This window comes from Bradyrhizobium sp. ARR65, assembly GCF_000472385.1.
Lineage (GTDB): Bacteria > Pseudomonadota > Alphaproteobacteria > Rhizobiales > Xanthobacteraceae > Bradyrhizobium.
The window spans coordinates 43,572-69,921 of record NZ_AWZU01000040.1; the positions used below are offsets into that span (position 1 = coordinate 43,572).

At 60.5% G+C, this 26,350-nt stretch carries 24 protein-coding genes and 6 pseudogenes; 19 read left to right on the forward strand and 11 right to left on the reverse strand.

Going from position 1 to position 26,350, the window contains the following annotated elements:
* Positions 1-146: 146 nt before the first annotated feature.
* Complete coding sequence (locus F758_RS44980; RefSeq protein WP_283805884.1) at positions 147-608, reverse strand: GNAT family N-acetyltransferase; 462 nt, start codon at positions 606-608, stop codon at positions 147-149.
* Positions 609-964: 356 nt separating this feature from the next.
* On the opposite strand from F758_RS44980, the pseudogene F758_RS52850 reads away from it, so the two are divergent.
* The 7 genes and pseudogenes from F758_RS52850 to F758_RS44995 all read left to right on the forward strand — a co-directional run.
* A pseudogene (locus F758_RS52850) lies at positions 965-1,141 on the forward strand (malonyl-CoA decarboxylase N-terminal domain-containing protein); the annotation flags it as partial.
* Positions 1,142-1,171: 30 nt separating this feature from the next.
* Positions 1,172-2,032 (forward strand): malonyl-CoA decarboxylase domain-containing protein, encoded by an 861-nt coding sequence (locus F758_RS44985; RefSeq protein ID WP_283805885.1) that lies wholly within the window; start codon positions 1,172-1,174, stop codon positions 2,030-2,032.
* A 229-nt stretch (positions 2,033-2,261) separates the two neighbouring features.
* The gene (locus tag F758_RS0131980) at positions 2,262-3,071 is read left to right on the forward strand and encodes an alpha/beta fold hydrolase (RefSeq protein WP_024511710.1); all 810 of its coding nucleotides are present in this window, start codon (positions 2,262-2,264) and stop codon (positions 3,069-3,071) included.
* A gap of 65 nt (positions 3,072-3,136) precedes the next feature.
* The gene (locus F758_RS53465; RefSeq protein WP_024511711.1) at positions 3,137-3,757 is read left to right on the forward strand and encodes an MFS transporter; all 621 of its coding nucleotides are present in this window, start codon (positions 3,137-3,139) and stop codon (positions 3,755-3,757) included.
* A pseudogene (locus F758_RS44990) lies at positions 3,675-4,743 on the forward strand (IS5 family transposase). Before F758_RS53465 ends, F758_RS44990 begins: the two are co-directional and overlap by 83 nt.
* Positions 4,744-5,384: 641 nt before the next feature.
* Entirely contained in the window at positions 5,385-5,609 is a 225-nt protein-coding gene (locus F758_RS49990; protein WP_157450239.1) for a hypothetical protein, read from the forward strand.
* Positions 5,610-5,650: 41 nt separating this feature from the next.
* Positions 5,651-6,598: a bile acid:sodium symporter family protein gene (locus tag F758_RS44995; protein WP_035723801.1), complete on the forward strand. Its 948-nt coding sequence runs from the start codon at positions 5,651-5,653 to the stop codon at positions 6,596-6,598.
* A gap of 105 nt (positions 6,599-6,703) precedes the next feature.
* On the opposite strand, the gene F758_RS0132000 is transcribed toward F758_RS44995, so the two are convergent.
* The 5 genes and pseudogenes from F758_RS0132000 to F758_RS49995 form a co-directional block, all read right to left on the reverse strand.
* Positions 6,704-7,666, reverse strand: coding sequence for a GlxA family transcriptional regulator (locus tag F758_RS0132000; RefSeq protein ID WP_035723803.1), 963 nt, complete (start codon positions 7,664-7,666; stop codon positions 6,704-6,706).
* Positions 7,667-7,737: 71 nt separating this feature from the next.
* On the reverse strand, positions 7,738-9,120 hold the full coding sequence (locus tag F758_RS0132005) for a catalase (RefSeq protein ID WP_024511713.1): 1,383 nt from the start codon (positions 9,118-9,120) through the stop codon (positions 7,738-7,740).
* Between the two features lie 91 nt (positions 9,121-9,211).
* The gene (locus F758_RS0132010) at positions 9,212-10,159 is read right to left on the reverse strand and encodes an agmatinase (protein ID WP_198026612.1); all 948 of its coding nucleotides are present in this window, start codon (positions 10,157-10,159) and stop codon (positions 9,212-9,214) included.
* Positions 10,160-10,179: 20 nt separating this feature from the next.
* The gene (locus F758_RS45000; RefSeq protein ID WP_198026613.1) at positions 10,180-10,809 is read right to left on the reverse strand and encodes a glutathione S-transferase family protein; all 630 of its coding nucleotides are present in this window, start codon (positions 10,807-10,809) and stop codon (positions 10,180-10,182) included.
* A pseudogene (locus F758_RS49995) lies at positions 10,758-11,096 on the reverse strand (hypothetical protein); the annotation flags it as partial. The gene F758_RS45000 and the pseudogene F758_RS49995, both read right to left, overlap by 52 nt.
* 459 nt (positions 11,097-11,555) lie before the next feature.
* On the opposite strand from F758_RS49995, the gene F758_RS0132025 reads away from it, so the two are divergent.
* Both F758_RS0132025 and F758_RS0132030 read left to right on the forward strand, forming a co-directional pair.
* A complete protein-coding gene (locus tag F758_RS0132025; protein ID WP_024511716.1) occupies positions 11,556-11,804 on the forward strand; it encodes a hypothetical protein in 249 nt (82 codons plus the stop codon).
* A 19-nt stretch (positions 11,805-11,823) separates the two neighbouring features.
* Entirely contained in the window at positions 11,824-12,120 is a 297-nt protein-coding gene (locus F758_RS0132030) for a hypothetical protein (protein ID WP_024511717.1), read from the forward strand.
* A gap of 61 nt (positions 12,121-12,181) precedes the next feature.
* Here the strand turns inward: F758_RS0132030 and F758_RS0132035 are convergent, their stop codons facing one another.
* A complete protein-coding gene (locus tag F758_RS0132035) occupies positions 12,182-13,051 on the reverse strand; it encodes an RNA polymerase factor sigma-32 (protein ID WP_035723808.1) in 870 nt (289 codons plus the stop codon).
* A 298-nt stretch (positions 13,052-13,349) separates the two neighbouring features.
* Between F758_RS0132035 and F758_RS45005 the strand changes: the two genes are divergently transcribed.
* The 4 genes from F758_RS45005 to F758_RS0132060 all read left to right on the forward strand — a co-directional run bounded on the left by F758_RS45005 (position 13,350) and on the right by F758_RS0132060 (position 16,352).
* Positions 13,350-13,814: a DUF305 domain-containing protein gene (locus F758_RS45005; RefSeq protein WP_084305793.1), complete on the forward strand. Its 465-nt coding sequence runs from the start codon at positions 13,350-13,352 to the stop codon at positions 13,812-13,814.
* A 379-nt stretch (positions 13,815-14,193) separates the two neighbouring features.
* Positions 14,194-14,664 (forward strand): DUF2231 domain-containing protein, encoded by a 471-nt coding sequence (locus F758_RS0132050; RefSeq protein ID WP_024511720.1) that lies wholly within the window; start codon positions 14,194-14,196, stop codon positions 14,662-14,664.
* Positions 14,661-16,028 carry a PQQ-dependent sugar dehydrogenase gene (locus tag F758_RS0132055; protein ID WP_051387102.1) on the forward strand — a complete coding sequence of 456 codons (1,368 nt, stop codon included), beginning with the start codon at positions 14,661-14,663 and terminating at the stop codon, positions 16,026-16,028. The genes F758_RS0132050 and F758_RS0132055 overlap by 4 nt, the downstream gene beginning before the upstream one ends.
* 78 nt (positions 16,029-16,106) lie before the next feature.
* The gene (locus tag F758_RS0132060) at positions 16,107-16,352 is read left to right on the forward strand and encodes a hypothetical protein (protein ID WP_024511722.1); all 246 of its coding nucleotides are present in this window, start codon (positions 16,107-16,109) and stop codon (positions 16,350-16,352) included.
* A 208-nt stretch (positions 16,353-16,560) separates the two neighbouring features.
* On the opposite strand, the pseudogene F758_RS45010 reads toward F758_RS0132060, so the two are convergent.
* Both F758_RS45010 and F758_RS45015 read right to left on the reverse strand, forming a co-directional pair.
* Positions 16,561-17,896, reverse strand: a pseudogene (locus F758_RS45010) (sensor histidine kinase); the annotation flags it as partial.
* A gap of 65 nt (positions 17,897-17,961) precedes the next feature.
* Positions 17,962-18,633, reverse strand: a pseudogene (locus F758_RS45015) (response regulator transcription factor).
* Positions 18,634-19,029: 396 nt separating this feature from the next.
* On the opposite strand from F758_RS45015, the gene F758_RS0132080 reads away from it, so the two are divergent.
* Entirely contained in the window at positions 19,030-19,269 is a 240-nt protein-coding gene (locus F758_RS0132080; RefSeq protein ID WP_024511723.1) for an NAD(P)-binding domain-containing protein, read from the forward strand.
* Position 19,270: 1 nt separating this feature from the next.
* Here F758_RS0132080 and F758_RS53470 read toward each other — a convergent pair.
* Both F758_RS53470 and F758_RS51050 read right to left on the reverse strand, forming a co-directional pair.
* A pseudogene (locus F758_RS53470) lies at positions 19,271-19,501 on the reverse strand (integrase core domain-containing protein); the annotation flags it as partial.
* Positions 19,502-19,513: 12 nt separating this feature from the next.
* Entirely contained in the window at positions 19,514-19,984 is a 471-nt protein-coding gene (locus F758_RS51050; RefSeq protein ID WP_198026614.1) for a transposase, read from the reverse strand.
* 693 nt (positions 19,985-20,677) lie between these two features.
* Here F758_RS51050 and F758_RS0132090 point away from each other — a divergent pair.
* The 5 genes from F758_RS0132090 to F758_RS48325 form a co-directional block, all read left to right on the forward strand.
* Entirely contained in the window at positions 20,678-22,303 is a 1,626-nt protein-coding gene (locus F758_RS0132090) for an ABC transporter substrate-binding protein (RefSeq protein ID WP_084305795.1), read from the forward strand.
* A 95-nt stretch (positions 22,304-22,398) separates the two neighbouring features.
* Complete coding sequence (locus tag F758_RS52195; RefSeq protein ID WP_024511725.1) at positions 22,399-23,430, forward strand: ABC transporter permease; 1,032 nt, start codon at positions 22,399-22,401, stop codon at positions 23,428-23,430.
* 188 nt (positions 23,431-23,618) lie between these two features.
* Entirely contained in the window at positions 23,619-25,253 is a 1,635-nt protein-coding gene (locus tag F758_RS0132100) for an ATP-binding cassette domain-containing protein (RefSeq protein WP_024511726.1), read from the forward strand.
* Positions 25,250-26,062, forward strand: coding sequence for an ATP-binding cassette domain-containing protein (locus F758_RS0132105; RefSeq protein ID WP_024511727.1), 813 nt, complete (start codon positions 25,250-25,252; stop codon positions 26,060-26,062). The genes F758_RS0132100 and F758_RS0132105 overlap by 4 nt, the downstream gene beginning before the upstream one ends.
* 99 nt (positions 26,063-26,161) lie before the next feature.
* A partial coding sequence (locus F758_RS48325) for an IS4/Tn5 family transposase DNA-binding protein (RefSeq protein WP_245286645.1) occupies positions 26,162-26,350 on the forward strand: 189 nt, incomplete at its 3' end.

Here is a 26,350-nt window from a genome sequence, read left to right on the forward strand (position 1 = left end):
GCTACCACCCGCCGGGGTTTGACAAACACCTGAGGTTTGGTTCGGCCCCTCGATCGCCCTCATGATGCGAACATAGCTTGGCTCCGGATATGGGCCAGCTACGGACATCACGACCGCGCAGGTCAGTCGGCAAACACATGACGAAGTCAAAATAGCTTAGTCAGCAGGACCCATTCGTGGCCGTCGCTGACCCACTGCTCCTTGACCATCGTGCGCCGCGCCACCTCCCGGTACCCGGGCCGCTCGTAGAGGCGGCGGGCGCCGATGTTGGCATCGGAGACAATGATGCTCATGCCACGCTTTCCGAGCTTTCGTGCGCTCTCATCCGCCATGCGAAGCAGCTCAGTCCCGAGGCCGAGGTTGCGGAATTGTGGAAGCACACCAAGAACGTTCACATTCCAGGTGCCGGGCGCCCGGTTCTCAAGTTCCTGCAGCGGCACGAGCATCGCCGGCACGTCGGACGGAACGGGCTCCGGAGCGTCGGGAATGACATAGCCGATGAGACTGCCAGCCGCACGTCCGGCGTACTCGATCATCGTGGCGCTGCGGTATGAAAAGGTCCCCGTCTCGGGCGGCGCGCCTGCGCCCCACCTCCTGCGCCGTCTCACCCGGCCCGGCCATCTTGCCCCATAGATAGCTTGGCAGGCCCTCGCCGGCGTAGTCCACTAGCTCGGCCAGCACGTCTGCTTCATCGATGCGTGCCGGGCGGAAGCGCTTCTCGATATCGGTCATGTTAACCTCCCAAGCAAGTACAGACGGGGTGATGACACAAGAGTTCTGAGTGTACGAATCCTTGGTAAGGCTCAAGGCGAGCAAATGCTTTCCGGTTTGCCCCGAAGCGGACCTCTGGCCGGCCGTTTATGAGTACACGCCCTAACCGCTTCGCCTCCGGTGCCCGGGGCCATGCGATCAAAGTCGTCGAAACGCGTGTCCAAGGCAACGGCGGCTATCCGATCCCTCGGCCAAAGCTGCCGCGTCGCTTGCACAAGCGACCGATCCGCCCCGGCAGGAGCTCTTGCGACGCATGAACATGGCTCCAGGCGGCACCAGCGCATTGGTTGCCATGCGCAATGAGATTGCCGAACGCTTGCGCGACGAGCCGACGCTGAGGCTGCTCGACAGGGATCTCAAGCACCTGTTCAAGTCGTGGTTCAACCGGGGCTTTCTCGAACTGCGCTGGATCGACTGGCAGTCTCCGGCTGCCGTTCTCGAGAAACTAATCGCTTATGAAGCTGTGCATGAGATCCACGGGTGGGACGATCTGAGGCGTCGGCTGGCACCGGACCGGCGCTGCTTCGCATTTTTTCATCCGGCCCTGCCGGACGATCCGCTGATCTTCGTGGAAGTGGCGCTCGTTGAAGGACTAGCCGGAGCCGTTCAGCCGCTGCTGGTTCAGGACGGTGACGACAATGCCGCTCGCAACCGGGCCGCGCGCGCGGACACGGCAATCTTCTATTCGATCTCGAACTGTCAGGATGGCCTCCGCGGAATTCCTTTCGGCAATTTCCTGATCAAGCAAGTGGTTGAGGAATTGAAGAACGAACTGCAGCATCTGGCCCGTTTCTCAACGTTGTCGTCCGTGCCGGGACTCCGGCGATGGCTGACCAAGCGCCTTGCTTCAACGGGTGATCCCCAGGCCGCGCTGCTGGCCCGGATAGCGACCGGGGCCGGGCGGCCCGATACAGCCAAAAGCGATGAATCCTTGAAGCCGCTGATCATGCGTTTTTGTGCAGCCTATCTGACGCGCCGCGCCTCGACCCAGGAGCCGGCTGATCCTGTCGCGCGCTTTCATTTGGGAAACGGCGCGTGTCTGGAGTGGATCAACTGGCTCGGAAACACCGCGCCGCGCGGCATCCAGGAATCGTTCGGCCTCATGGTGAACTACCTCTACGACATCGAAACGATCGAGAGCAACCACGAGGCTTTTGTAAATGATGGAACAGTCATGCGTTCCGCGGAAGTCGATGCGTTGTTGGCCGCCGAGCATATCTCGGCGCCGAACCCGGAGCTCGCTGAAAACACAACACCGTGACACCACGTAACAATGCGCCTTCTCCTTCAGAATATAGATGCAGGAACGGCTCTGGCGAAAAGCTATCACGGAGCGATCGATGACGACGTTGCAAACACTCACGATTGTTGCCGGCATTCTTGCGGCAATTCCCTTGTAGCCGATTCAAACTCTCCCAGTGGCCAACTCCAACTTTATGCAAAGGAAAACTTCCATGAATAGCCAAGACGATCTTGAGCCGAGGTATCCAATGAATAGACGCGCATTCGTAGGCTTGGTCGCTGTGGGGGCGGCAAGCACGCTTATCCAGGGCACCGCCGCCGCTGCGCAGCCTGCGCCGAAGGCGCGCAACGTCGTCCTTGTGCACGGGCTGTTCGCCGACGGGTCATCCTGGTCCGAGGTGATCGCACGATTGCAGGCAGCGGGACTCAATGCCACATCCGTACAAAACCCGCTGACAACGCTGCCTGAAGCGGTAGCCTCGGCCGAGCGCGTGCTGGCGCGACAGGATGGTCCGACGGTCCTGGTTGGGCATTCCTTCTCCGGAATGATCGTGACCGAGGCCGGCATGCATCCGAACGTGTCGGCTCTTGTCTATGTGGCGGCGCGGGCGCCGGACGCGGGCGAGGACTACACGGCGTTGGCCAAGACATATCCGACGCCACCAGCGTCTGCCGGGATTGTCTTCGACGGCGACGAAGGGCGCCTCAGCGAGGCTGCGTTCTTGCGCGATTTCGCGGGCGACCTGCCGGAAGCGAAGGCGAAGGTCCTCTATGCGATCCAGGAGCCGTTCCACAAGGCCCTGCTCGCGGGCAAGACGACGCATGCGGCCTGGCGATCGAAGCCGAGTTTCTATGCCGTTTCGACGGAAGACCGGACGATCAATCCCGATCTCGAACGCTTCATGGCCAAGCGCATGGACGCCAAGACCATCGAAGTGAAGGCGAGTCATCTGTCGTTGATCTCTCATCCCGACGAGATCACCCGGTTGATCATGGAAGCCGCCGGGCAGCCCGCCCGCTTAGTAGGTGTGCGTCCTCATGCACGGGCCGTTCGCTGATGGGATGTGGCGAAGTCCAGACGACCGGTCCCGAATTAGCGAATCCAAGCGAAGGCATATCTGCTATGGCCAGTTTATATTCCACAAAAGTCACGGCGAGCGGAGGCCGTCACGGTTCAATCCGCAGCGAAGACGGCCCGCTCGACCTCAAGCCAGGCGATCGCCGTTTGCGACGGCGATATGCGCGCGGCTATTCGCGCGCTGATCGTTACCAACAATTTCTTGGAGTCCGAGATCTCGGAGTTGAAGAAGGCCGTATCGCACGCGTATCCTATGCCATCTTCGGAATCCCGCTGAGTTGGGTCGCGGATCACTATTCGCGCCGCATGGTGATCCTGTTTGGTGCGCTCACGTTCGCTGCTGCTACGGCCCTATCCGCCTTCGCAAGTTCTTTTTGGACGCTATTGCTGGGCTGGATCTTTGTAGGAATCGGCGAATCATCGCTGTCGCCTTCGGCCCTCTCATTGTTGGCGGACAAATTTCCGCGCGAGCGACTTACGACAGCCATCTCGATCTTCCCAATGGGTCCGAAACTCGGACACCTCGCGGCCTTTTCGCTGGCCGGCTTGGCGATTTCCTACGCGACGACCTTGCTGGCAGGAAATCCCGGAATGCATATTCAGTTACGTGCGGTTGGAGCAGCGCGTTCCGGATCATCCGCTGCGTGCGATCCGCGACTTGGTTGACGCGGCACTGAAGGATCTGTCGCGCGACTTTGCCAGGCTTTACGCCCGCCATGGCCGGCCGTCGATTCCGCCGGAGCGGCTGTTGCGGGCGCTGCTGCTGCAGGCGTTCTACACGGTGCGCTCGGAACGGCAGTTGATGGAGCAGCTCGACTACAATCTGTTGTTCCGCTGGTTCGTCGGTCTGTCGATGGACGATCCGGTGTGGGATGCGACCGTGTTCTGCAAGAACCGGGATCGGCCGCGACATCGCGGCCAAGTTCTTTGTCACCGTGCTCAACCTGCCGCCGGTGCGTGGGCTCTTGTCGAGCGAGCACTTCTCGGTCGATGGCACGCTGATCGAGGCCTGGGCCAGCATGAAGGGCTTCGTGCCGAAGGATAGCGATGATCCACCATCTGGCAAGCGATCGGGCAGCGGTCAGGGGCGCAATGCCGAGCGCGACTTCCATGGCGAGAAGCGCAAGAACGACACGCATTCCTCGACGACCGACCCCGACGCCCGCTTGTTCCGCAAGGGCGCTGGCAAAGAGGCTAAGCTCTGCCACATGGGGCATCTGATGATGGAGAACCGCAACGGGCTGATCGTCGATGCGCGCCTCACCGCGGCCAACGGTACGGCGGAGCGAACGACCGCCCTCGACGTGATCGAGGACAATGCCAAGCCGGGCAGCACCGTGGGCGCCGACAAGAACTATGACACTGCCGACTTTGTCGCCGGCTGCCGCGAGCGCGGCTGCACCCCGCATGTCTCGCAGAACGACGCTAACCGCCGCTCGGCGATCGACGCGCGCACGACCCGGCATCCCGGCTATCGCATCAGCACGATCAAGCGCAAGCGGATCGAAGAACCATTCGGGTGGATCAAGATGGTCGGCGGTCTGCGCAAGACCCGGCATCGTGGTCGTGGCCTGGTCGAGTGGTTCTTCGTGCTCACCGCCGCGGCCTACAATCTCGTTCGTATCCCGAAGATGCTGGCAGCAACGGGATGAGTCTGCCTGGAGCGTCAAACATGAGAGACAAAACCGCAGCGAAAACTGCGCGTGCGGCGCCGTTTACGATCCATCGATTGGCTCATCCTCGCCGCACATCAGGAAAATCGCCCCTCAAGACCCATTTTTCCGCAGCCTGCTACCAACCTCGCCGCCGCGCAGCCCTTCAGCCACCGCAACCGAAATCGTCGCCTTATGCACATCCAGTCCCACGAAACTGCTATCATTCATCAGGCCCGCTCCCCATGCTTGAGGCTCGGCACCGGCTCATCTCTCGACAGGAGCTTGCCGCGGAGCGGGCTGCCCGTCACCTCAGGGCGCGAACATAGGGTCTAGGCTAGCCGAGGTTTCCCCACGGCCCGGCAAGACCCACTTTCCGGCGCAGCCTCCTCCAGGCGAAAGTGGTTCGTGCTCGAAGGACTCGCCTACGAGCTCGCAAGATCGAAGATCGGCCCGCGATGACCGAACGCTATATAGCTTGTTTGACAAAGGACAAAGTCGCTGGATCAAACACGTAGGCAGCTCACAACCCGACTCCGCTAAATTGGAAGTGAGAGAGCATCACGTTGGATTGAGAAGGCGGGTTCGACGCATCACCCCGGACGAGTTGCGCTTTGGAGCGACATCAGCGGAACTCATGCATGTTCTCCCGACAGGCGCGCCTTCAGCGGCCATTCCCTAAAGTGATTTTTAATGGTGAAAGACTGCGCGTCTCCTATCTGATGAATGTTCGCACCGCGAAGGAGACAATCATGACAGTCATCGCCTCAGGACCGGCATCCGCCGTCAATCAGACCGAATGGATCAGTTGCTCTCACTGGGGCATGTTTCCGGTGCGACGACAGACGCGCGTGGCGAGGAAATGAGCCAGCGTTGACCCTCGAAGGGAAAGCCGCAGGTCAGCAGTATGTCCCGGCCAAGGTTTTTGCCTGACAACTTCACTCTGGCGCTGATTGGCACGCTTGTCGTAGCGAGCGTCCTGCCATGTCGCGGCAAAGCCGCAATGATCGTCGATTATCTGACCAACGTCGCTATCGCACTGCTGTTTTTCCTGCATGGGGCAAAGCTGTCGCGACAAGCCGTGGTCGCTGCGGCGAGCCACTGGCGGCTGCACATCCTGGTACTGCTGACGACATTTGTGCTGTTTCCCCTGTTGGGCCTGGCGTTGAAACCGCTGCTGTTGCCCCTGGTGACGCCTGCGCTTTACGCCGGCATCCTGTTCCTGTGTACCCTGCCGTCCACCGTGCAATCCTCAATCGCCTTCACGTCCATTGCAAAGGGCAACGTGCCGGCAGCGATTTGCAGTGCCTCGGCCTCGAGCATCATCGGGATCTTCATGACGCCGCTGATGGTGAGCCTCGTGCTGTCAAGCCAAGTCAAATCGGCATCGGCCTGGCACACCGTCGGTGAGATCATGGTCCAGCTGTTCGTACCCTTTGTCTGCGGACAGTTGCTGCAGCCCTTGATCGGAGGCTGGATCGAGCGGAACGACGGCATCGTCAGCGCGGTGGACCAGGGCTCGATCCTTCTTATCGTCTATTCGGCCTTCAGTGAGGCCGTCACCGAGGGACTGTGGCATCAGGTTCCTCCGTCCGCACTGGCTGCAGTGCTCGTTGCCGACGGCATCCTTCTGGCTGCCGCGCTGACGATCACCTCTTTTGTCAGCAAATGGTTGGGCTTCGGGCAGGCCGATCAGGTGACCATCATCTTTTGCGGCTCGAAGAAGAGCCTCAGCCAGGGTGTCACCGTGGCGAAGGTGATCTTCGCTTCGCATGCCGTGGGCGCGGTCATCCTTCCTCTCATGCTTTTCCACCAGATCCAGCTGATGGTGTGCGCGGCGCTGGCCCAGCGGTGAGGCCGCGCGACGTCGCGCCCGAACCTGGCTTCAAGCCGCGCAGCATCCCTCTCCCCACGCTGAGAGGGGTTTTCCCCGGGAAACCCGCTCATGCGACGCAAAACCTCAGCCGCGAAAACGTTCGCGATATTCGGCAGGGCCGGTGCCGATCCGCCGCAGAAAGGCACGGCGCATGGTGTCGGGATTGGCTAAGCCGCAACTTGAGGCGACCCGCTGCAAAGGCTTGTCAGTATCCTCGAGCAGACGTCGCGCCGAATCGATCCGCGCCATCTCGACGAAGTCAGCCGGCGTCATTCCGGCTTCCTGCTGAAACAGACGCGTGAAATTGCGTACACTCATTGCGGCACGGGACGCGAGCGTCTGCACCGTCAGGTCCAGGGGCAAGTGATCGAGGATCCAATGCTGGACGGCCCGTATCCGTCCCTCTGTCGCGACCTGGGCGGCAAGGTGCGCGCGGAATTGCGACTGACCTCCCGGCCGCTTGAGGAAGACGACCAGCCGCCGCGCCACCGAGAGCGCCACATCCCGTCCGTGATCGTCCTCGATCAACTTCAGCGCCGGGTCAATTCCCGCCGTGACCCCTGCCGAGGTCCATAACGAGCCGTCCTGTACAAAGATCTGATCGGAGACAACCTTGGCGGCCGGAAACTTCTCCGCCAGCTCGGCGGCATGCTGCCAATGCGTTGTCACGTTCAGGCCGTCGAGCAGTCCGGCTACACCGAGAAAAAAAGCACCGGTGCAGACCGACCCGTGTCGACGGCTGAGCCGTGTCCGCCGCTGCAGCCAGGCAGGCAGGGCGGATTCGCCATAGGCCTGAGCGTAGTCCGGCGTCCCCGCAACCAGCAGCGTATCGATTGGTCCATCATCCTCGAGGATAGAACCATCAGCAACGAGCGACATGCCTCCCGCCTTCACCGCGCGGTCCGATCCGATTGACAGCAATCGCACGTCGTAACTGCATATGCCGGGTGCCTGCCGGTTTGCCTCCAGGAAAGCGTCCAGCGGACCCGATATGTCGAGCGACTGAGCATTTTGCGGGACGACAACGGCTATCGGCTTGCCATCCATTTCGTTCTCCCTCGGCAGCACCGCTTCACACGACGCCCTTCCGGCGAGTAGGTCAAGACCAGCCGCTCAGTTCACAAAGGTCGGACCATTTGCCTGGAGGCCTGGCCTACCTGGCGGGCGGTGTTGCTGAACAACGTCTGCTTCTGTGCCGCGGTCATCTTCCAGAACAGGTTGCCCGGCTGTTGCCAATGGTCGTGGTCCACACGGTGGTCCCAATGCGCGGCGGCACCCGTGATCTCCAGCGGCGGCTCGTTCAACTGAGGCTGGTCTCGCCATTCGCCGCGGGTGTTCGGCCAATAGGTCGGCGTGCCGCCCAGATTGCCGTCGGTCCGCATCGCGCCGTCCCGGTGATAGCTGTGGAACGGGCACTTCGGCGCATTGACCGGAATCTGATGGTGGTTGACGCCAAGGCGATACCGCTGCGCGTCGCCGTAGGAGAACAGGCGTCCCTGCAGCATCTTGTCCGGGGAATAGCCGATGCCCGGCACAATGTTGGCCGGCGAGAATGCCGCCTGCTCGACCTCGGCGAAGACATTGCCCGGTTTTCGATTGAGCTCGAAATAACCAACTTCGATCAGCGGATAATCGGCCTTCGGCCAGACCTTGGTGAGATCGAACGGAATAAAGGGGAAATTCTTCGCCTGCTCTTCCGTCATCACCTGGATGTAGAGCGTCCAGCGCGGAAACTGGCCGCGTTCGATGCTGCCGAACAGATCACGCTGGTGGCTTTCACGATCCTTGCCCACCAGAGCCTCGGCCTCCGCGTCGGTCAGATTCTGGATACCCTGCTGGGTCCGGAAGTGAAACTTCACCCAGATGCGCTCATTGTTGGCGTTGATGAAGCTATAGGCATGGCTACCGAAGCCATGCATGTGGCGGAAGCTCTTCGGGATGCCCCGCTCGCTCATGACGATCGTCACCTGGTGCAGCGCCTCGGGAAGCTGCGTCCAGAAATCCCAGTTGTTGTCGGCGCTGCGCATGCCGGTATAGGGATCGCGCTTGATCGCGTGGTTCAGGTCGGGAAAGCGCAAGGGATCGCGAAAGAAGAACACCGGCGTGTTGTTGCCGACAACATCCCAGTTGCCTTCATCCGTATAGAACTTCAGCGCGAAGCCGCGGATGTCGCGCTCTGCGTCGGCCGCGCCGCGCTCGCCGGCAACCGTCGAGAAGCGCGCAAACATCGGTGTCTGCTTGCCGACCTTCGAGAAGATCTTCGCCTTGGTGTATCGTGTGATGTCATGGGTGACCGTGAAAACGCCGTGCGCGCCCGAGCGCTTGGCATGCATGCGCCGCTCCGGGATGACTTCGCGGGCGAAGTGCGCGAGCTTCTCGATCAGCCAAGCGTCCTGCAACAATGCAGGCTCGCGTGGTCCCGCCGTCTGGATGTTCACATTGTCCGTGACGGGCGCGCCGGAGGCGTGGGTCAGATAGGGTCGCTTGGTCTCGTCGTTCATGGGACACTCCTGTTTTAAGGGTGAATTGTTCACTGCGCTGGCAGCTTCGTGAGAAGCTGCCAGTCGAAACGCCGTTGCGCTTCTGATTGGGTTAGGACCGGTCGCGCCGCCGCGCGCGCTCGTGGAAGATCGACCCGATGAAATCGAGACTGGCTCTTGCAGCGAGCAGCGAGGTGATGCCGGACGGATCGTAGGGAGGCGAGACCTCGACGAAATCCACCCCGACCACGTCGAAGCGCTTCGCTACCTCGCGCAACAGGTCCTTGGCTTCGTAATAGGTGAAGCCGCCATGGCTAATGGTTGCCGTGCCCGGCGCGATCGACGGGTCGAAACTGTCGATGTCGATCGAGACGTAGACCCGCTCGCCATCGGGAATGTGGGCCAGCGCTGCCCTGGCGCCGACAGCGCGGAACTTGCGCAAGGGAACCACATGCGTGCCATAGGCCTTCGCCGCCTTGTAGTCCTTCTTGCTGACGGAAGCCATGTTGCGGGGGCCGAGTGTCGTGATGCCCTTGACATGCGTCATCTCCGAGGCGCGGCGCATCGGGCTGCCATGGCCCCAGGTGACGCCGCTGCGCCCATCAATGAAATCGAAATGCGCATCGAGATGCACGATGTCTATCGGCTTCTGGTTCGAGTACGCCGCAACCGTCGCCATCGTGATCGAATGATCACCGCCCAGGATGTAAGGCATCACCTTGGCGTCGAGCAGCGCCCGCACCGCCAACTCTGCATTGGCCAGACTCCGCTTGGTATCGGCGTAGATGACGTCGCTGTCGCCGGCGTCGACGATCTTGACTTCCGCCGCGGTGAGATAGGTCACCTCATCCTCGAAATCAAAAGCGCCTTCCGGGCCGAAGCCGTGAAACGTAGAGACTTCGTGGATCGAGCGCGGTCCGAAACGCGTTCCAACGCGATAGCTCGATGCGGTATCGATCGGGATGCCGAGGACGGCGACATCTGCGCCGTCGAGCTGATCCCAGTCGGTGCAGGCGGGCTGCCCTGCGAATGTGGCGAGGCCCACAAAAGGCAGATCCATCCGTTCTGCCATGTTCCGGCTTACACTCTGCGTATCCATGATGCGGTCCTTTCGAAACGGCGAAACAGGGTTCGCGTGGTTGGAGCGTTCAGCAGATTTCTTCGGTCACGCCTTCGCGCTCGTAAGCCCGGCGAAACCGCCGGAAGCGCGCTGACAATGTCGAGCAGCCTTCCGACGTTCGGTCGTGAACGGGGCGGCTTGGTCATCGGCCGCGCCCATCGCGCAAGCATGATGAGATAGAAGTCGGCGGCACTCAGCGTTTCGCCGAGAAAGAGCGGCCCGTTGACCTTGAGATGCTGCTCGATGACGTCGAGGTAAGCGCCGGCGCGTTTCTCGGCGCCGTTCTTGACAATCTTGGTCGCGGCAGCATCAGCGCCGGTCAGGCGATCCGGGTATTGCCAGATCATCAGCTCTTCCTGCAGCGAGTTCGTGAGGAACGCCATCCACTGATAGAACCTGGCGCGCTCGGGCGTGCCGATCTTCGGTGCGAGACCTCCGTCAGGATGCCGATCAACCAGATGGAGAACGATCGCGGCGGCCTCGAACATCACGAGATCACCGTCGACCAGGGTCGGAATGCGACCATTCGGATTGATCTTCAGATAGTCCTTCGACTTCTGCGCATTCCAAGGTCCGCCGATCCTGGCCAACCTACGCAACCGAGGCCGCTGCTGCGAGAACCTGTGCTTGACCTCGAGCAGCGGCACCCTGGAAGCAGACGCACCTCGGGGCGCTGCGAAAGCCGTTTGATTTCGGCATTTCGCGAACGCCCCGACACCAGATTCGGTGCAGGTAATCGACGCAGCGGCAAAAGCGCGGACCAAATTGCCGCCATCAGTTCATCGAACATTCCCCGAGCCTGCCTGCCCGAAGCGGTGGCGGCGCATTGGCTGCGGCTGGCATAGGAGCAGTCAGTGTAGGCATCGGCGTAGTCATGAAGACAGACAGGGCCGCCGGCATTCCTGTCAGATCGGGTCTCGGCACCATCTGCTCATGCCGAATGTGCTCGTATGGTGTCCTCGCAAACGCCGTCGCTCCCGTTGTCACTGACAAGATGACTGCTGTGGCAAGTACTTTGAACAAGGTCTTGATGATTTCTCCTGTTGCGATCCTCGTGCGTGGCGTGAGGATCGATTTCTTGTTCATCTAGTACTGGTTGGGAGGATCGATTGCGCGTTCGCACGCCACTCCCCCGGAAGGACTGATGCAGGTGGCGACTCTGCATTGCCGTGATCGCTCGTGAAGATCACCGCTCGAAGAGCTTTCCTGAACAAACTTTTCGTCGGACTACCCGCCGCCGACACCCACTGAAGATTACAAGCCGCAATCGGCTCGTGATCTGCGGCATCGCTGCACCGCAGCTTCATTCCATCACTTGCATGCCTGGAGTAACGGCATGTCGAGTAAATCGAAGAAAATAGCTCTTGCGCTGGTTCTCCTCGCCGCACCCGCCGCCTCGTTTGCGCAGCTGGCGGGAGGAGCCGGAGCAGGCAATGCCGCCATCAGTAGCGTCCCACCGGGACCTGCCAGCATAGGCGGCCCCAACAATATCAACGTCGATCCAAGCGGAATTGGCAATGCCGCCAGGTTGGCGCCACTGTCGCAGCCGCATATCGCCGTCCCGCAAATCCCGCAATTTCGCTGAGCTTCACAGGAGTAATGTCATGAAAAGCATTTGCATTCTATGCGTCGCGATCGGCCTCGGCTTTGCCACTACCGCCGCGTTTGCCCGCGGCGGCGGCATGGGCGGCGTGAGCATGGGCGCCTCGCACATGTCGGTGACCGGTGGTGCGTTCGGCACAAGTGCTGCGAGCCCCGGCACCAATTCGCTGGGTACCGCGCTCTCGTCGACTGGCGCAGGCCGCCCTATGAAAGGACCGTTGCTTGGGACCAATCCGGCCATCGACCGCGAGGACGCACAAGTCGAGAAGATGATCAATTCGATCTGCCGGAGCTGCTGAAGGGACGGGACGATAGCTTGCCGGGCTCGCCGGCAAGCTAATCGTCGTCGCGGGTATCGCGCTATCCCTTAAAATGCTGCCAGGCCGCACGCTTTACCTTGGCAAAGGCGCGGGTCTCGAGCTGACGGACGCGCTCGCTCGAGACACCCATCGCACGTCCGAGCTCCTCGAGGGTCGGCGTATCTTCAGTGAAACGACGCGCCACGAACACCCGCTTCTCCCGCTCCGTCAGCGCCGCCAACGCCGCGCGAAGTGCGCTTTGTTGCCGCGTGGTCTCGTCATACTCCGCAACGATCGTTTCGGCGTCGGGCGCCGAATCGAGCAGCGTGTCTTCCCATTCCATCGTGCCGGCATCGCTGTTGACGGGCGTATTGAGGGACAAGTCACCGCCGAGCCGGCCATCCATCTCGATCACATCGTGCGAGGTGACCTCCAGCTTCTGAGCGATCGCCTCGGCTGCTTCCGGCGAAATCCTGTTCGCCTCGCCGGTCAACTTCTGCATCTCCCGCCGGAGCCTGAAAAACAGCTTCCGCTGTGCCGCCGTCGTCCCGATCTTGACAAGTGACCATGAGCGCAGGATGTAATCATGAATGGTGGCCTTGATCCACCACAGGGCATAGGTCGAGAACCGCGAACCGTGGTCGGGCTCGAAGCGCGACGCGGCGATCACAAGACCGAGATTGGCTTCCGCGACGATATCAGCAAGCGGCAGTCCGTATCCCCGGTAGCCGCGCGCGACTTTCGCGGCGAGCCGCAGATGGCTCGTGACCAGCACGTCGGTGGCGCGACGATCCCGCCGCTCCTGCCAACGCCGCGCCAGCTGCTGCTCCTGGCCGCGTTCAAGCATCTTGTATCGATTGATTGCCGTTGTATATCCGCCAAAATAGCCCCGGTTTCCGGCGCTGAGGGCGGTCTCCAAACCGTTGGGCATGACATTCGCTCCGTGATTCCGCATCTGCGGCTCCGATATCTGACCCCCGGCACGATGACAGTGAGCCATGGGCCGCCCGCCGGCCATTAAATTGGCCTTCACGAAACTAAATTCGATTTTAAGCTGGCCCCCCGTCGCAATGCTCGGCTTTCAAGCGGCAACGGTGCCTGTCTCGCAGCCGGCCTATGTCTAAACTCGTTTTTAATTGAGAGCTTCGCGCCAAGTCACGATCTTGAGATGTTGGAGGGCTACCGCGGCATCGAGGCCGCCCCGACCGACCTGGTGTCCGGAGCTCAGCATGGCGGTATTCTCGCGAGCCTTTATTCGCAGGCGGATCATTTCGCTGGCGGCAAGCCTCTCCGTTTCCGCGACTACGTTTGAGTTGGCTCAGGATCCGGGAAAAACACACCATCTCCGCAGCGCCATCAATGACCCGGGCGAGCGACAATTCCTGTTCGCCAAGGATGCCGCCGTCAGTGAAATGGCCCAGGCTTCGCTGACGCCACCCTCCGGCGACGTCGATCGTGACTTCGTCGCGATGATCGCTGCTCGGGACCAGGCGACCATGGAGCTTGCTCGCGCCGCGCTTATGTACGGGCACAATGATGAAATCCGCCGCTTGGCCCGGGATATTGTCGCTCAACAACAGCACGATATATCGGCGATGAAGCAGGCGGTCGGAAATGCATCGGTCGCTCAATCAAACAATGCGGGCCGGACCGCGGCCTCGAATGTCCCGGGGCCGCCCGGCGCCGGTCGATAACACCGGACCTTGCCTCGAACAGCCTCCTCGCCGCACGAGGCCCTTCATCCCGACAAGTGAGCCTCACTCCGCGTGGCGGATTTTTCCGTCACGACGCGGGCGCCGTCTTCAAGACGAGGTGAGGTTTGTGAAGCGCAATTTAATGGGGCCGCGCCGGAGCCCGCTCTACATCTGAACTGACACCTCCGAAGGCAGGGACGTTTCGGAAACTAAAGGCTCGCGCTTGCGCATCGGCACCAATGGCCTTGCGCGCGACAGATGGAGAACGGAGATGACTTCGACCGCCAATCTTTGAGAGCAAGCGCTCGCCCCCGGAAGATCTCTGGTTCAGACCAGATGTCTTCGCCGAGGCCGTGCGAAGCATGAACAGGATCAACGCATGAATCACACCGCTGCAGTCGAGACGGGTTTCCGACCTGAGGCCGGCCCGAAGCCCATGGCCATCACCCACACCCGAACAATTCATCAAATGCTGGTGCCGTTTCCCGTGGCCTATTTCACGGCGGCGCTGGTTACCGACCTCGCCTACTGGCGGACCGACGAAGTCATGTGGGAGAGGTTCTCCGTGTGGCTGATTGCCGCCGGCCTGGTCATGGCGGCGCTGGTCGCGCTGGCCGCCATCGTCGATCTGGTTTTTGCCAGGCAGAAGCCGGCCTGGATTCGCGCATTCGGCTACGTGACCGCGGTTCTGCTCTCGCTCGTGAACGTCCTCGTTCACAGCCGCGACGGGTATACCGCCGTAGTGCCGACGGGCCTGACGCTGTCCGCAATCGTCGTCGCCATTCTCTTCCTGGTCGCGACCTCCGCAACCTGGACCCTCATCAGTCGCCGTCGTGGAGCACGCGCATGAACCGCATCCGCAACTCTGGCCGAGAGACGAAGTTGCCGCGTATCGCCGCAGCCTCCCTTCTCACCGCCTCCGCCCTCGCGCTGGCGAGCTGTGACAGCAACGGCGGCGATCCGCGAAAGCAGATCGGGGCCAATCCCGTCCTGCCCGCCGTGCAGCAGTATCTGATCCCGCCGATCCGGATCGCGCGGCCGCTGCCGTGGGGCAATGACACGCCCAAGGTTCCGCAGGGATTGCAGGTCCATGCGCTGGCGACCGGCTTCCAGCATCCGCGATCACTCTACGTCTTGCCCAACGGCGACGTGCTGGTGGTCGAAAGCAACGGTCCCAAGGCACCGGTATTCCGTCCCAAGGACATCATCACCGGCTGGGTGCAATGGTTTGCCGGCGCCAAGGCCAAGGATGCCAATCGCATCACGCTGCTGCGCGACACCAAAGGTGATGGCACTCCGGATGTGCGGAGCGTGTTTCTGGATAATCTCACATCGCCGTTTGGCGTCGCTCTTGTCGGGCACTACCTTTATGTCGCAGATACTGATGCCATCATCCGTTATCCCTACGAGGATGGTGAGACCAAGATCACCGCGCCGGGAGTCAAACTGACCGATCTGCCTGGCGGCCCGATCGATCACCATTGGACGAAATCCCTGGTGGCGAGCCCCGACGGTACCAAGCTTTATGTCGGCGTCGGTTCGAACAGCAACATCGCCGAGAACGGAATGGAAGCTGAACGCGAGCGCGCTGCGATCTGGGAAGTGGACATCAAGACCGGTGCACATCGCATCTATGCCAGCGGCACGCGCAATCCGACCGGACTGCAGTTCGAGCCCGAGACGGGCAAGCTCTGGGCCATTGCCAACGAACGGGACGAGATCGGGCCCGATCTGGTGCCGGATTATATGACCTCGGTGCAGGACGGCGGATTCTATGGCTGGCCTTACAGCTACTACGGCCAGCACCTCGATCCGCGCGTCCAACCGCAGCGCCCCGATCTGGTGGCAAAGGCGATCGCGCCCGATTATTCGCTGAGCTCGCACGTCGCGCCGCTTGGGTTTGCGATTTATACGGGCAACGGTCTTCCAGCAAAATACAAGGGCGGCGCGTTCGTGAGCGAGCACGGCAGCTGGGACCGCACACCGTTCAACGGCTACAAGGTGGTGTTCGTACCGTTCACCAACGGCAAGCCCTCAGGGATGGCGCAGGATGTCGTCATCGGATTTCTGGACGCCGATAGCCGCACCCACGGTCGACCGGTCGGCCTCGCGGTCGATCGGAGCGGCGCACTGCTGATTGCAGACGACGTCGGCAACACCGTGTGGCGGGTGTCGTCGGCATCGGCGGCCCCCACTCCCAAGCCAGCGTCCTAAATCCAGAACCGGCCTGCGCGATCAGGCCGCCGGTCCTAATAACCCCAATAATAACTCCAACAGGAACAGGAGACCATCATGACCAAGAACGCTTTCGCTATCGCATCGTTGATAACGCTGTCGCTGATGGCGTCGGGAGCCAACCAGGCCATTGCAAAGGAAGTCGTTCACTCACATCCTTCCTTCGCCGAGGTCGGCCGCGAGGTTGCTGCTCCGCCGTGGAGCTTCGCGTGCACGAACGACCAGGGGCCGAGCCAATGCGGTGAGCCTATGTGGGTGTATGGCAGCCCCGCCCAGGTGTCACGATACAAGAGTGCCTTCTAAAGGCGACTCCCTACGGATCGGGCGGCTTAAGAATCACAAGCGGGGGGAATTCGCTGCTTGCGAGCTCCACAATCTTCATCGTGCATTCGAACGACTCGGTCATGCCGATCCGACTGTGGAAGAATCACAGTGTCGTCGTGATCGGCGTGCCTGAAGGCGCCCGATGTCCGGCTTGAAGGCCGTCACACCCGCCCGGCCCTGATCAGTCGCCGTCAGGGCAGACAATCTCGACCTGGCCGCCGGGACCGGGATGGATCATCAGCCGAAATCCGTGCAGCTTCACAATGGCCGACACCAGGTTGAGACCCAGGCTAACACCTGGCGTGTTGCGATTCTTGTCGGGGCGATAGAAGCGCCGCAGCACGGCCTCGGTCTCCTGTTGACCGATTCCGGGTCCGGTATCGTTGACGCGAACAACCGTGTGCTTGTCGGCGCGGGCGAGGTCGATCTCGACATTGCCTCCTGCCGGCGTGAATTTGATGGCATTGTCGACCAGATTGGCTATGGCCTCGAACATCAGATCGCGATCGCCACGCACCTCGAGCTGATCGGCAACATGGACGCTGAGCTTGATCTGCTTGTCTTCCGCGATGGGCTCGTAGACATCGCAGATTTCCCGCAGCGTCTCGTGCAGTGCCACCACGCCAAAGGCCGCCGAACGCCGACTGTTCTCGATCTCCGCAAGGCGCAGCAATGCCGTGATGATGGTCAGTGACTGGTCAATTCCGGCAATTGCCTTGTCCATGACCTGTTGAAGCTGCTCCAGCGTGCCGGCATTGGTCCGACCACGCTCGAGGGCCAGCCGGGCTCGCGTCAGCGGCGTCCGCAGATCGTGAGCGATGTCGTTGCCGACGCCGGACAGTGCATGGATCATGGCTTCCATTTCATCCAGCATGCCGTTGACGATCACGGCCAGTCTCACGTTCCGATGAGGCAGCCGTTCGCGCAAATTGCCTGCAATGATGCGTTGAACGCGCTGGTTGACCTCGTCGACGCGCCGCCGGGCTCGAAGGCTCAGCCACGCACCGGCGAGCAGGCAGAGGCAGAGCGCTGGTAAGAGGCCAAGCGCCAGCGCCTCGCCGACGACATGGGAAATTTCTGCCGTTTCGTCGACATTACATCCGATCACTAGCGCGTCGCCATTCGGCAAACGCCGGCCGATGGCTCTGATGACCGGGTCGATCATCTCGCTTCTGTTCTGTGCGGCCTTTGCGCTTTGCGCAGGGACATCGACACGAAGCGCGTCAGGCACGCGCGAGATTTCCCGCAAGCCGGCCACCCGTCGGGTCGAACAGTCCGGCAAATTGGACTTTCCGCGAATCCTGGTCGAGATGGTCCTGGATGGCCCTGATGCGGTGCTCGGACGGCAATCAAGCAATGAAGTCGACCTGGGTCATGATCATGCGATCGGACCGTTCGATCAGATAATGGTCGATCTTCACATAGATGAAGCCGAACAACGCGATGATGAAGACCGCGAGCACGGCAGCTACCGCCAAGGCCCAGCGGAACGTGTTCGAGCGTATGAATTGCACCTGAAGCACCGGATCTCGCTGCCCGATATCCCGCCTGAAACCAGGTGGCGTTGCCACCAGAGAACGATCAACCATCATGAGAGCGAGCGAAGGATGAACCCCGCACCGCGGACATTGTGAATCAACGGCGTTTCGTCCGGACCGTCGACCTTGTGTCGCAAACGCCCCATATGGACGTCGACAGATTTGTGGCCGGAACGAACTTGTAATTCCAGACCTCCTCGAGCAGCATCGCCCGGGTCAGGAGTTGATCACTGCGGCGCGTCATGTATTCGAGCAGGCGAAATTCGCGCGGCAGCAGATCGATCTTGCGTTCGCCGCGCGTCGCCTTGCGTTCGATGAGGTCCAGCGTGACCGGCCCAACTCGCGAGGTCGTCTCGCGGCTCTCCACCGGCCGGCGCAGCAGCGCCTCCAGTCTGGCGATAAGCTCGACGACCGCGGACGGCTTGGTGAGATAATCATCGCCCCCCATGCGCAACCCGCGGACGCGATCGTCGACGGCGCCAAGCGCGCTCAGCACCAGCACCGGCGTGCGAACGTTGTCCTTGCGCAATGACTCGACAAAGGCCATCCATTCCCGGCAACAGGCGATCCACGATCATGGCGTCGGGCCGCAAAGATCGCGCCTTACCGAGACCGTCAAGCCCATTCGAGGACCATTCGACCTCGAACCCGCGATCGGTCAGCTCGGCAGTGATTTCTTCTGCTGTCTCACTGTCGTCCTCGACAAGAAGAACCTTTGTCATCAGATCGGCCTCGACTGCCGCACGAACGTCCTTGGCGCGTGCCCACGCCCGTTGAAACCATATGCCTGGTAAAGGACAAAGTCATAGCGTCAATGCCTCGGGCGCGAGGAGCCGGACGGCGCCACCGCCTGCCGGCAGGTACAGGTTGGGTGCGACATCCGCTCTGCGGTCGTCTCCACCGCCTCGGGCACCAAGCGCGGCGAGACCGCTTTCCAGCAGATTAGAACCGCCGTGTCGCCTGTGCCATTAAATAGCGATTTAAAAATTTGATTTGCCATCCGAATTCCGCAGGATCCGCGGCTCTTTGCGACACTAAAACCAAATTTAGGCAAACCGGCCGGCCTCGCGACCTACGTTACCGACAGCTCCCCCACACAACAGCCAACCGAGGTAGTCATGCTGGATCGATCTTCAGGCGAACTCAGCGCGGATAAGTCGCGCAATTCCGACCGGATCAACCCAAACACGGATCGGACGCCGCCGCCGTCGTTCGCCAAGATCGGTTTCGTCGGGCTTGGCCTGATGGGCACCGCGATGGCGATAAACCTCGCGAGCTTCGGCCATCGCGTGCACGCTTTCGTGCGCCGGCCCGAGCAAATGAAGGAGCTTCAGATACGCCGGCTGTGCCTACCGTAAATCAAATCCTGCCATATTGATGATGCAGTCCGCCCAGGATCGGGCGGCAGACGACATTCCCGGTCCACTCGGCGGCCCGTGATATCGGCGCGTCCTTATTCAATGCCAAGTGAGTGCGCGTGCCGTTGTAATAATCCATGTATGAGCGCAAGGCGTGGCGCAAATGGCGTTCGCCGAACACCACGATATGGTCGAGGCATTCCCTGCGGATCGAGCCGATCAGCCGTTCAGCATATGCATTTTGCTAGGGTGAGCGAGGAGATGTTGGACCGTCTCGGATGCCGATCGACCGAACCCGTCGGACAAAAATCTCGCCGTAGGCGCCATCGCGGTCCCGGATCAGGTAACGAGGGATTTGTTCCCAGCCGCAGTCTTCAGTGAGCTGATTGGCAATCCATTCAGCCGTCGGATGCGCGGTTGCCCCAAACCACAGGATCTGCCGCCGGCCATGGCCCATGATCAGCAATCCGTAGAGCAGCCGGAATGAGATTGTCGGCACCACGAAGAGGTCCATTGCAACAATGCCGTCAGCATGGTTGCGAAGGAACGTCTTCCATCCCTGCGGAGGTCTCCACCTCCCTGCCATATACTTGGCGACGCTGGTCTGGCCGACATTGATGCCAAGCTTGAGAAGCTCACCATGGATTCTCGGCGCTCCCCACAAGGGGTTAGCGATGCTCATCTCGCGGATTAGCCGGCGAATTTCCAACGACACAGTTGGTCGACCGCAGCTTCGTCGCGATTTCCAGCGCCAATACAATCTGAAACCGGCGCGTGCCAACGGACGATAGTCTCCGGCTTCACAATCGTCAGCGCCTTGAGGGTACCCGGCACCAAACGATACAGCCCGACAAATATCAGCGATCGATAGCACTGAAGGTCAGCCTCTTCGGCAGATGCCGTCGCTGGATGTTAAGCTGATGACGAAGGATCAGGATCTCAGCTTCCAACGAGACCCGCGTCCGGAACAATGAGACCAGCACCGACCAGACCATGCTGTAAGCTTCTCTCATAAGGCAGCAGCATTGCGCGATTCGGCCTCACGTGCCAGCCGGATTAGATTTCCGACAGGGACCGGTATCCGCCAAACATACCCTACGGTACTACGTTCCAGTTCTCCCTGCCGGTGGACGAAGGGACTGTATCGTGATGTTGCACGCGTAAGCCATCCAAAATACAGCGCGCGACCGGAACTACTCGCGGTGTTTCTCGACTATTTGCAATGGCTCGATGCGGCGACGCTCGACAAAGCAGTTGAGATGAAGGTAAAATTTTGCGCTCGATACCGCAAAAGGAAGGATGGGCTTGGGTAGGACGGATTGAGGAAGTCCATCATGGATAAGGCTGCGGACAAGATTGCCGACCGCTGAATCTTTAGAAAGATCTTTGAGCCAACAATGAGGAAATCATGCGGGAGCATCTGGTCCTCTGGGCGCTCGGTTGCGGATGCGGAGTGCTGGCGTTAGTCGGCGGCGGGTCTCGGGCCCAAGCCAAAGACACCATCATCATCGCAATTCCGGGCACACCACAAGGCGTGGATGTTGACCGCCAGTCGGGACCTCAGACTTGGACGATGGCAGCGCAGCTCATTGAACCGGGCGCAGAATGGAAACCAACCACCTATCCGTATGCGACAACCCCGGGAGCAGATCCGACTAAGGTCCCAGGATTCACCTATCCAGACTTCCGCACGCAGCAGATGGATCAGGGCATTATCGAGAACTGCGATTTAAGTGCGGACAGCAAGACCGCCGTTTATCGTCTGCGCAAGGGTGTGAAATCGGCGTCGGGAAATGAATTCACGGCCAAGGACGTGCTGTGGAGGGTCGAGCGCGCGCATGCGCTCAAGGCGATTGGAACGTTCATGCTGAATGCTGTGAACGCGGCGGACCCAAAGCAATGGCAAGAGGTCGACGACCACACTGTGCGCATCAGTTCCGACACGCCGATGCCGCTTATCTGCAAGATCCTCACGAATCTCTACTGGTATTGGTACGACAGTGCGGAAGCGAAGAAGCATTCAACTTCCGATGACCCTTGGGCAACCAAATGGGCTTCGACGAGCCTTGTTGCCTTCGGACCCTATGTGATCCGCAGCTGGGAAGCGGGCAATCGCGTCATCATGGATGCCAACCCGAATTATTGGCAGGGTCCACCGAAGATCAAGCACATCATCTATCAGGTCGTTCCGGAATCAGCGAGCCGAGTGGCTTTGCTCAAAGATGGCAAAGTGGATTTGATCGAAGGCGTTTCGCCCGACGAGGCAGTCAACCTTGCAGCGGCCCCCAATGTGCGCGTCGCCGCGGTCCGCGGCAACCAGGCAATCTATCTGGTGATGAACAACATCAAGTCGCCGTTTGATAAGGTGCAGGTTCGTCAGGCCATCAATCATCTGCTCCCGCGCGACCAAATCGTCAAAGAGATCTATCGCGGGCTGGCCGTCACCTGGGAAGGCGTAATGCCCAGTGTCTATCCGGGGTATGTGGAATTCAACAGCTACACATACGATGTCGCTGAGGCCAAGCGCCTGCTCGCCGAGGCAGGCTATGCCAACGGATTTCAGACGACGCTGACTTACAGCGCCGGCGATCCAGTGGAAGAGAACATAGCCGTGCTTTTGAAATCGACGCTGTCTCAGGTCGGTATAAACATCGATCTACGCAAGCAGCCCGTGTCGGCTCATTCTGACGTTGTCCAATCGAAGAGAGCCGATTTTGCGCTCTGGATCGATTACCCGATCCAGCCGGACCCCAACTACGCGCTCAGGCTGCTTTATCAGACAGGCAACGCTGTGAATTACCAAAATTACGGCGACAAGCAGGTCGACAGCTTGCTCGAACAGGGCGCGTCGATCGTCGAGTCCGCGGAGCGGAACGCCTTCCACCGGCCTGCAGAAGACCGCATTCACCAGGCAGCAACATTGGGTTGGATCGCAGAACCCTCGTACATCGGCGCCATGAGCGCCAACCTATCGGGCTGGAAGTGGTTCCCCACCCAAGATTATAAGGTAAACGAGATGTCCTTCGCCAAGTAGGACGCCACCTTAACTCCGTCATGCCGCCTCGCAATCCCTTAGACGGCGATGTGGAGGCAGGCGTATGAGGCGGATCAAAGTGGAGGTTTAGGAACATGCGGACGTTCAAGTACATCTGCCGACGCTTGTTGATTTTGATCCCGCAAGTGTTCCTGATCTCGATCATTACGTTCAGTCTCGTGCGCATGCTGCCGGGCGATCCCGCCCGCCTGGAATTGGGACCACTTGCCCCGGAGGAGGGAGTAGAGCTGCTTCGCCACCAGCTTCGTCTCGACCAGCCACTGCCGCAGCAATACATCGCCTATCTCCAGCGTGTCATTTACGGTGACTTCGGCAGGTCCTGGGTCAATTCGAACTCGGTCGCTCAAGATCTTCTCGTGCGTGCGCCGGCAACGCTTGAGCTCATGATTGCGGGAATGCTCATTGTGCTGGTGGTTATGGTGCCGATCGCCCTCCTCTCGGCAAGCCCGTCGCGCGGCTGGCTGGCGCGCGCGATGCAGCGCATCAGTTTCGGCTATGGCCTGCTCGCAGGAGCCTTGCCAGATTTCTGGCTCGGCTTGGTCCTTATCTTTGTCTTTTTCAGCGTGCTTGGGTGGGCGCCTGGTCCGGAGGGCAGGCTCGCCATCATCGAGCTTCCGCCGGAGCGAGTTACAGGTTTCTACACCATAGATGCATTGCTCGCCGGAGATTTCGACACCTTTAAATCCGCTTTGTCTCATCTCGCCCTACCAGCTGCCACGCTTGCTTTCGTTTATGGAGCCCCGATCTTCAAGATGGTGAGAGCGAGCATGGAAGCCGCACTTCGCAGCGATTACACGATCTACGCCGAGGGTCTGGGCCTACCGCGACGCACGGTCTTTCTATGGGCAATGCGCAACGCGGCTCCGCCGACGGTGGTGGTCACAGGCGTAGTTGCCGGATACCTGCTCGGCGGCGCTGTCCTGATCGAGACAGTTTTCAATCTGAACGGAATTGGCCAGTATGCGGTGCAGTCGATCACGACGGCAGACTATGCGCCGATACAGGGCTTTGTGCTGGTCGCTGCGGTCTTCACGATGATCGTGTATCTGATTGTCGACCTCGTCCAGTTCATGATCGATCCGCGTCTCTCGGCGAGGGCGTCTTGAACGGGTATAAGGTTGACGACGATAGGCGGAAGCAGGGTTCGTCTGCAAACGCAGCAAGGCGTTGGGCGCACCGGATCGTCAGCGGAGTCTGGTCGCGCCTTAGCCGCTTCGACCTGGTGGTCTTGATCCTCTTTGCTCTCGTTCTGCTTATAACGGCAATCGGCCCCTTGGTTACGCCCTACCCACCAATGTTTGCCGATCCGCTGCAGCGGCTGGTGCCGCCTAATCGCGCGCATCCTTTCGGAACGGACGAGAACGGCATCGATGTCCTGTCCCGGCTCATCGCGGCTCCTCGCACTGACGTGCTCATCGCCGTCATTGCCACCACTCTCTCGCTGGCGATCGGCGCGCCGCTCGGGGTCGTCACCGGCTATTTCGAGGGAGCAGATCGACGAGCGATGCGATGGATATCGGAGGCGACATTGCGTCTTCTCGACGTCATCCAGGCGTTCCCGGTTTTCATCTTGGCTATGGTTCTGGTGGCGATTCGGGGCACCGGACCGGCTAACGTGGTTTTCGCCGTCGCTTTCGTGAACTTTCCAGTGTTCCTCCGTCTAGTGCGATCTGAGATCCTTGCTCTGCGCGAGCATCTTTACGCCGAGGCGGCGCTGGCTCTTGGCAACTCCGAACTCGGCGTCGGTTTTAAGCATCTGCTTCCGAACGCCTGGCCGACAGTGCTGGTTCAGGTGTCGGTTACGATAGGTTTTGCCGTGCTATTGACCGCCGGACTTAGTTTCGTGGGTGCCGGGGTTAGCCCGCCTACGCCCGAACTCGGAGCGATGATCGCGAGCGGCGCCAAGTTCCTGGTCATCGGACAGTGGTGGGTGGCGATGTTTCCCGGTCTCTTGTTGGGCCTGATCGTGTTCACGTTTGCCGTCATGGGCGACGTCGCCAGCAAGCTGATGGAGCCGGGCCAACACGCCATAGCCTCGGGTCGCCTCTCGAAAAACGACCGCATCACGCCTCCGGCACACGGCGAATCCGCGGCACCTTCTGCAAAGGGCGCGGTCCTCTCGCTCCGTGGGCTCACGATCGAAGCTGATAGTCGCCCTGCCGTCCTCAACGGCGTGAGCTTTGATCTCATGCCGGGCGAGATTCTCGGGGTGGTCGGCCTCCCTGGTTCCGGTAAGTCAACCCTCGTTCGCGCCATCGTCAGGCTGCTCGGCTACGGTCTGCGGCAACAGGCGGGTCACGTCTTTTTCCGCGGCAAAGATCTCGCCGACCTCGATGAAAAGACGCTGCGCGCCATTCGCGGTTATGAGATCCTGCCTCTGCTCGCCAACCCCAAGAGCCAGCTCAATCCGCTGGTGCGAACCGGCGATTTTATGGTGGCGCATATTCGTGCCCACCATCGGTCTTCCCGTCGTGAGGCGCATGCGCGCGCCGCGAGGATGTTGAGCACGATCGGGATCGGTGACGCGGAGCACTGGCTCGCGGCCTATCCGCACGAGTTGAGCGGCGGCATGGCGCAGCGTGTCTGCCTTGCTATCGCATTAGTGCATCGGCCGCCGCTCATCGTCGCTGACGAGCCGACGGCTGGCCTTGATGTGACCGTACAACGGCAGGTGCTCGACCTGATGATAGAGCTTTGTCACCAAAATGGCGCCGCCCAAGTCCTGGCGACTCGCGAACTCGGAATCGTCGCCCATTATTGCGACCGCGTTGCAGTTCTGCACGAAGGTTTGATCGTCGAAGCGGGGCCAGTTCGAGATGTGCTATTAGCCCCTCGCCACGCCGTTACTCGCAGACTGATCGCAGCTGCCGACTTGCGCGCCGTCACCGCCCCCGCGAGAACCAACACATCCCTGAAGATCGTTCGATGACAGAGCCCCTTGTGAGCGTCGAAGGCCTGGTCAAGCGCTTTTACCTTAAGGGACAAAACTATGTCGGTGCCGTCAATGGGATCAGCTTTGAGATCGGCCGCGGAGAGACTCTTGGACTCGTCGGGGAAAGCGGATCGGGGAAAACGACGGTGGGTCGATGTCTGCTCCGCTTGGTTGAGCCGACGAGCGGGCGTATTCGCTTCGAAGGCTCCGACATCAGTCGACTGACGATGCGGGAACTCAAACCATTGCGATCGCACTTGCAGATGGTGTTCCAGGATCCATTCGCCTCCTTGAACCCGCGCCGGACAGTACGACAGACAGTTGAGGAACCGCTCGCCTTGCAGCGCGATGCACCGGCCGGGACTTGGCTTCGGATTGCAACCGAGATGCTGGAGCGAGTGGGTCTCGGGCCGCAATACCTAAATCGTTTGCCGATCGAACTGACGGCAAGCGAACAGCAACGAGTGGGGATTGCCCGGGCGCTGATCACCAGCCCAAAACTTGTCGTACTTGACGAGCCGACCTCAACGCTTGACCCGACCGTCCGTGAGGACATCCTGGGTCTCTTGCGCTCGCTTCAAACCAGCATGTCGGTGGCGTACCTTTTCATTTCGCACGACATAATGGCCGTGGAACGTCTGTGCCACCGTGTTGCGGTCATTTATCTCGGCCACATCGTGGAGCAAGCGCCGACGGCGGCCATCATGTCGGACCCGCGCCACCCCTACACACGTGCCCTGATGTCAGCCGTCTTGTCGCCAGACCCGACCCATCGGTTGCCCCGCAACCCTTTCAATTACCCATAACTTTGACCACTCGGGCTGATCCGCTGATCGGCGAAATGTTGAATCGAAAGAATCACTTGTGATTCCTTGCTGAGCACCTGATTCGCGAGGGGGTGCTCTATGGGGCTGACATTAAGGGATCGATCGGCAAGAGGCCGTTTGCGGTCCTTGGAAGGTGAATGTTGGATTGATCGAGAGAGTAGTGGATGCGAGTTTAGGGACGCGCGGCTCGGCGACAGATTCCGCAAACTGCTCAGGCAGATTGGAAGCGCCATGGGACAAAGCATCCCGCTCGTTTGCCAGGATTGG

Excerpts from the sequence above, each read along its gene's own strand:
- F758_RS0131980 (WP_024511710.1), top strand. The coding sequence starts at position 2,262 with ATGAATAGACGCGCATTCGTAGGCTTGGTCGCTGTGGGGGCGGCAAGC.
- F758_RS53465 (WP_024511711.1), top strand. The coding sequence starts at position 3,137 with ATGGCCAGTTTATATTCCACAAAAGTCACGGCGAGCGGAGGCCGTCAC.
- F758_RS49990 (WP_157450239.1), top strand. The coding sequence starts at position 5,385 with ATGTTCTCCCGACAGGCGCGCCTTCAGCGGCCATTCCCTAAAGTGATT.
- F758_RS44995 (WP_035723801.1), top strand. The coding sequence starts at position 5,651 with ATGTCCCGGCCAAGGTTTTTGCCTGACAACTTCACTCTGGCGCTGATT.
- F758_RS0132000 (WP_035723803.1), bottom strand. The coding sequence starts at position 7,666 with ATGGATGGCAAGCCGATAGCCGTTGTCGTCCCGCAAAATGCTCAGTCG.
- F758_RS0132005 (WP_024511713.1), bottom strand. The coding sequence starts at position 9,120 with ATGAACGACGAGACCAAGCGACCCTATCTGACCCACGCCTCCGGCGCG.
- F758_RS0132010 (WP_198026612.1), bottom strand. The coding sequence starts at position 10,159 with ATGGATCTGCCTTTTGTGGGCCTCGCCACATTCGCAGGGCAGCCCGCC.
- F758_RS0132025 (WP_024511716.1), top strand. The coding sequence starts at position 11,556 with ATGTCGAGTAAATCGAAGAAAATAGCTCTTGCGCTGGTTCTCCTCGCC.
- F758_RS0132030 (WP_024511717.1), top strand. The coding sequence starts at position 11,824 with ATGAAAAGCATTTGCATTCTATGCGTCGCGATCGGCCTCGGCTTTGCC.
- F758_RS0132035 (WP_035723808.1), bottom strand. The coding sequence starts at position 13,051 with ATGCCCAACGGTTTGGAGACCGCCCTCAGCGCCGGAAACCGGGGCTAT.
- F758_RS45005 (WP_084305793.1), top strand. The coding sequence starts at position 13,350 with ATGGCGGTATTCTCGCGAGCCTTTATTCGCAGGCGGATCATTTCGCTG.
- F758_RS0132050 (WP_024511720.1), top strand. The coding sequence starts at position 14,194 with ATGAATCACACCGCTGCAGTCGAGACGGGTTTCCGACCTGAGGCCGGC.
- F758_RS0132055 (WP_051387102.1), top strand. The coding sequence starts at position 14,661 with ATGAACCGCATCCGCAACTCTGGCCGAGAGACGAAGTTGCCGCGTATC.
- F758_RS0132060 (WP_024511722.1), top strand. The coding sequence starts at position 16,107 with ATGACCAAGAACGCTTTCGCTATCGCATCGTTGATAACGCTGTCGCTG.
- F758_RS0132080 (WP_024511723.1), top strand. The coding sequence starts at position 19,030 with ATGCTGGATCGATCTTCAGGCGAACTCAGCGCGGATAAGTCGCGCAAT.
- F758_RS0132090 (WP_084305795.1), top strand. The coding sequence starts at position 20,678 with ATGCGGGAGCATCTGGTCCTCTGGGCGCTCGGTTGCGGATGCGGAGTG.
- F758_RS52195 (WP_024511725.1), top strand. The coding sequence starts at position 22,399 with ATGCGGACGTTCAAGTACATCTGCCGACGCTTGTTGATTTTGATCCCG.
- F758_RS0132100 (WP_024511726.1), top strand. The coding sequence starts at position 23,619 with ATGTTTGCCGATCCGCTGCAGCGGCTGGTGCCGCCTAATCGCGCGCAT.
- F758_RS0132105 (WP_024511727.1), top strand. The coding sequence starts at position 25,250 with ATGACAGAGCCCCTTGTGAGCGTCGAAGGCCTGGTCAAGCGCTTTTAC.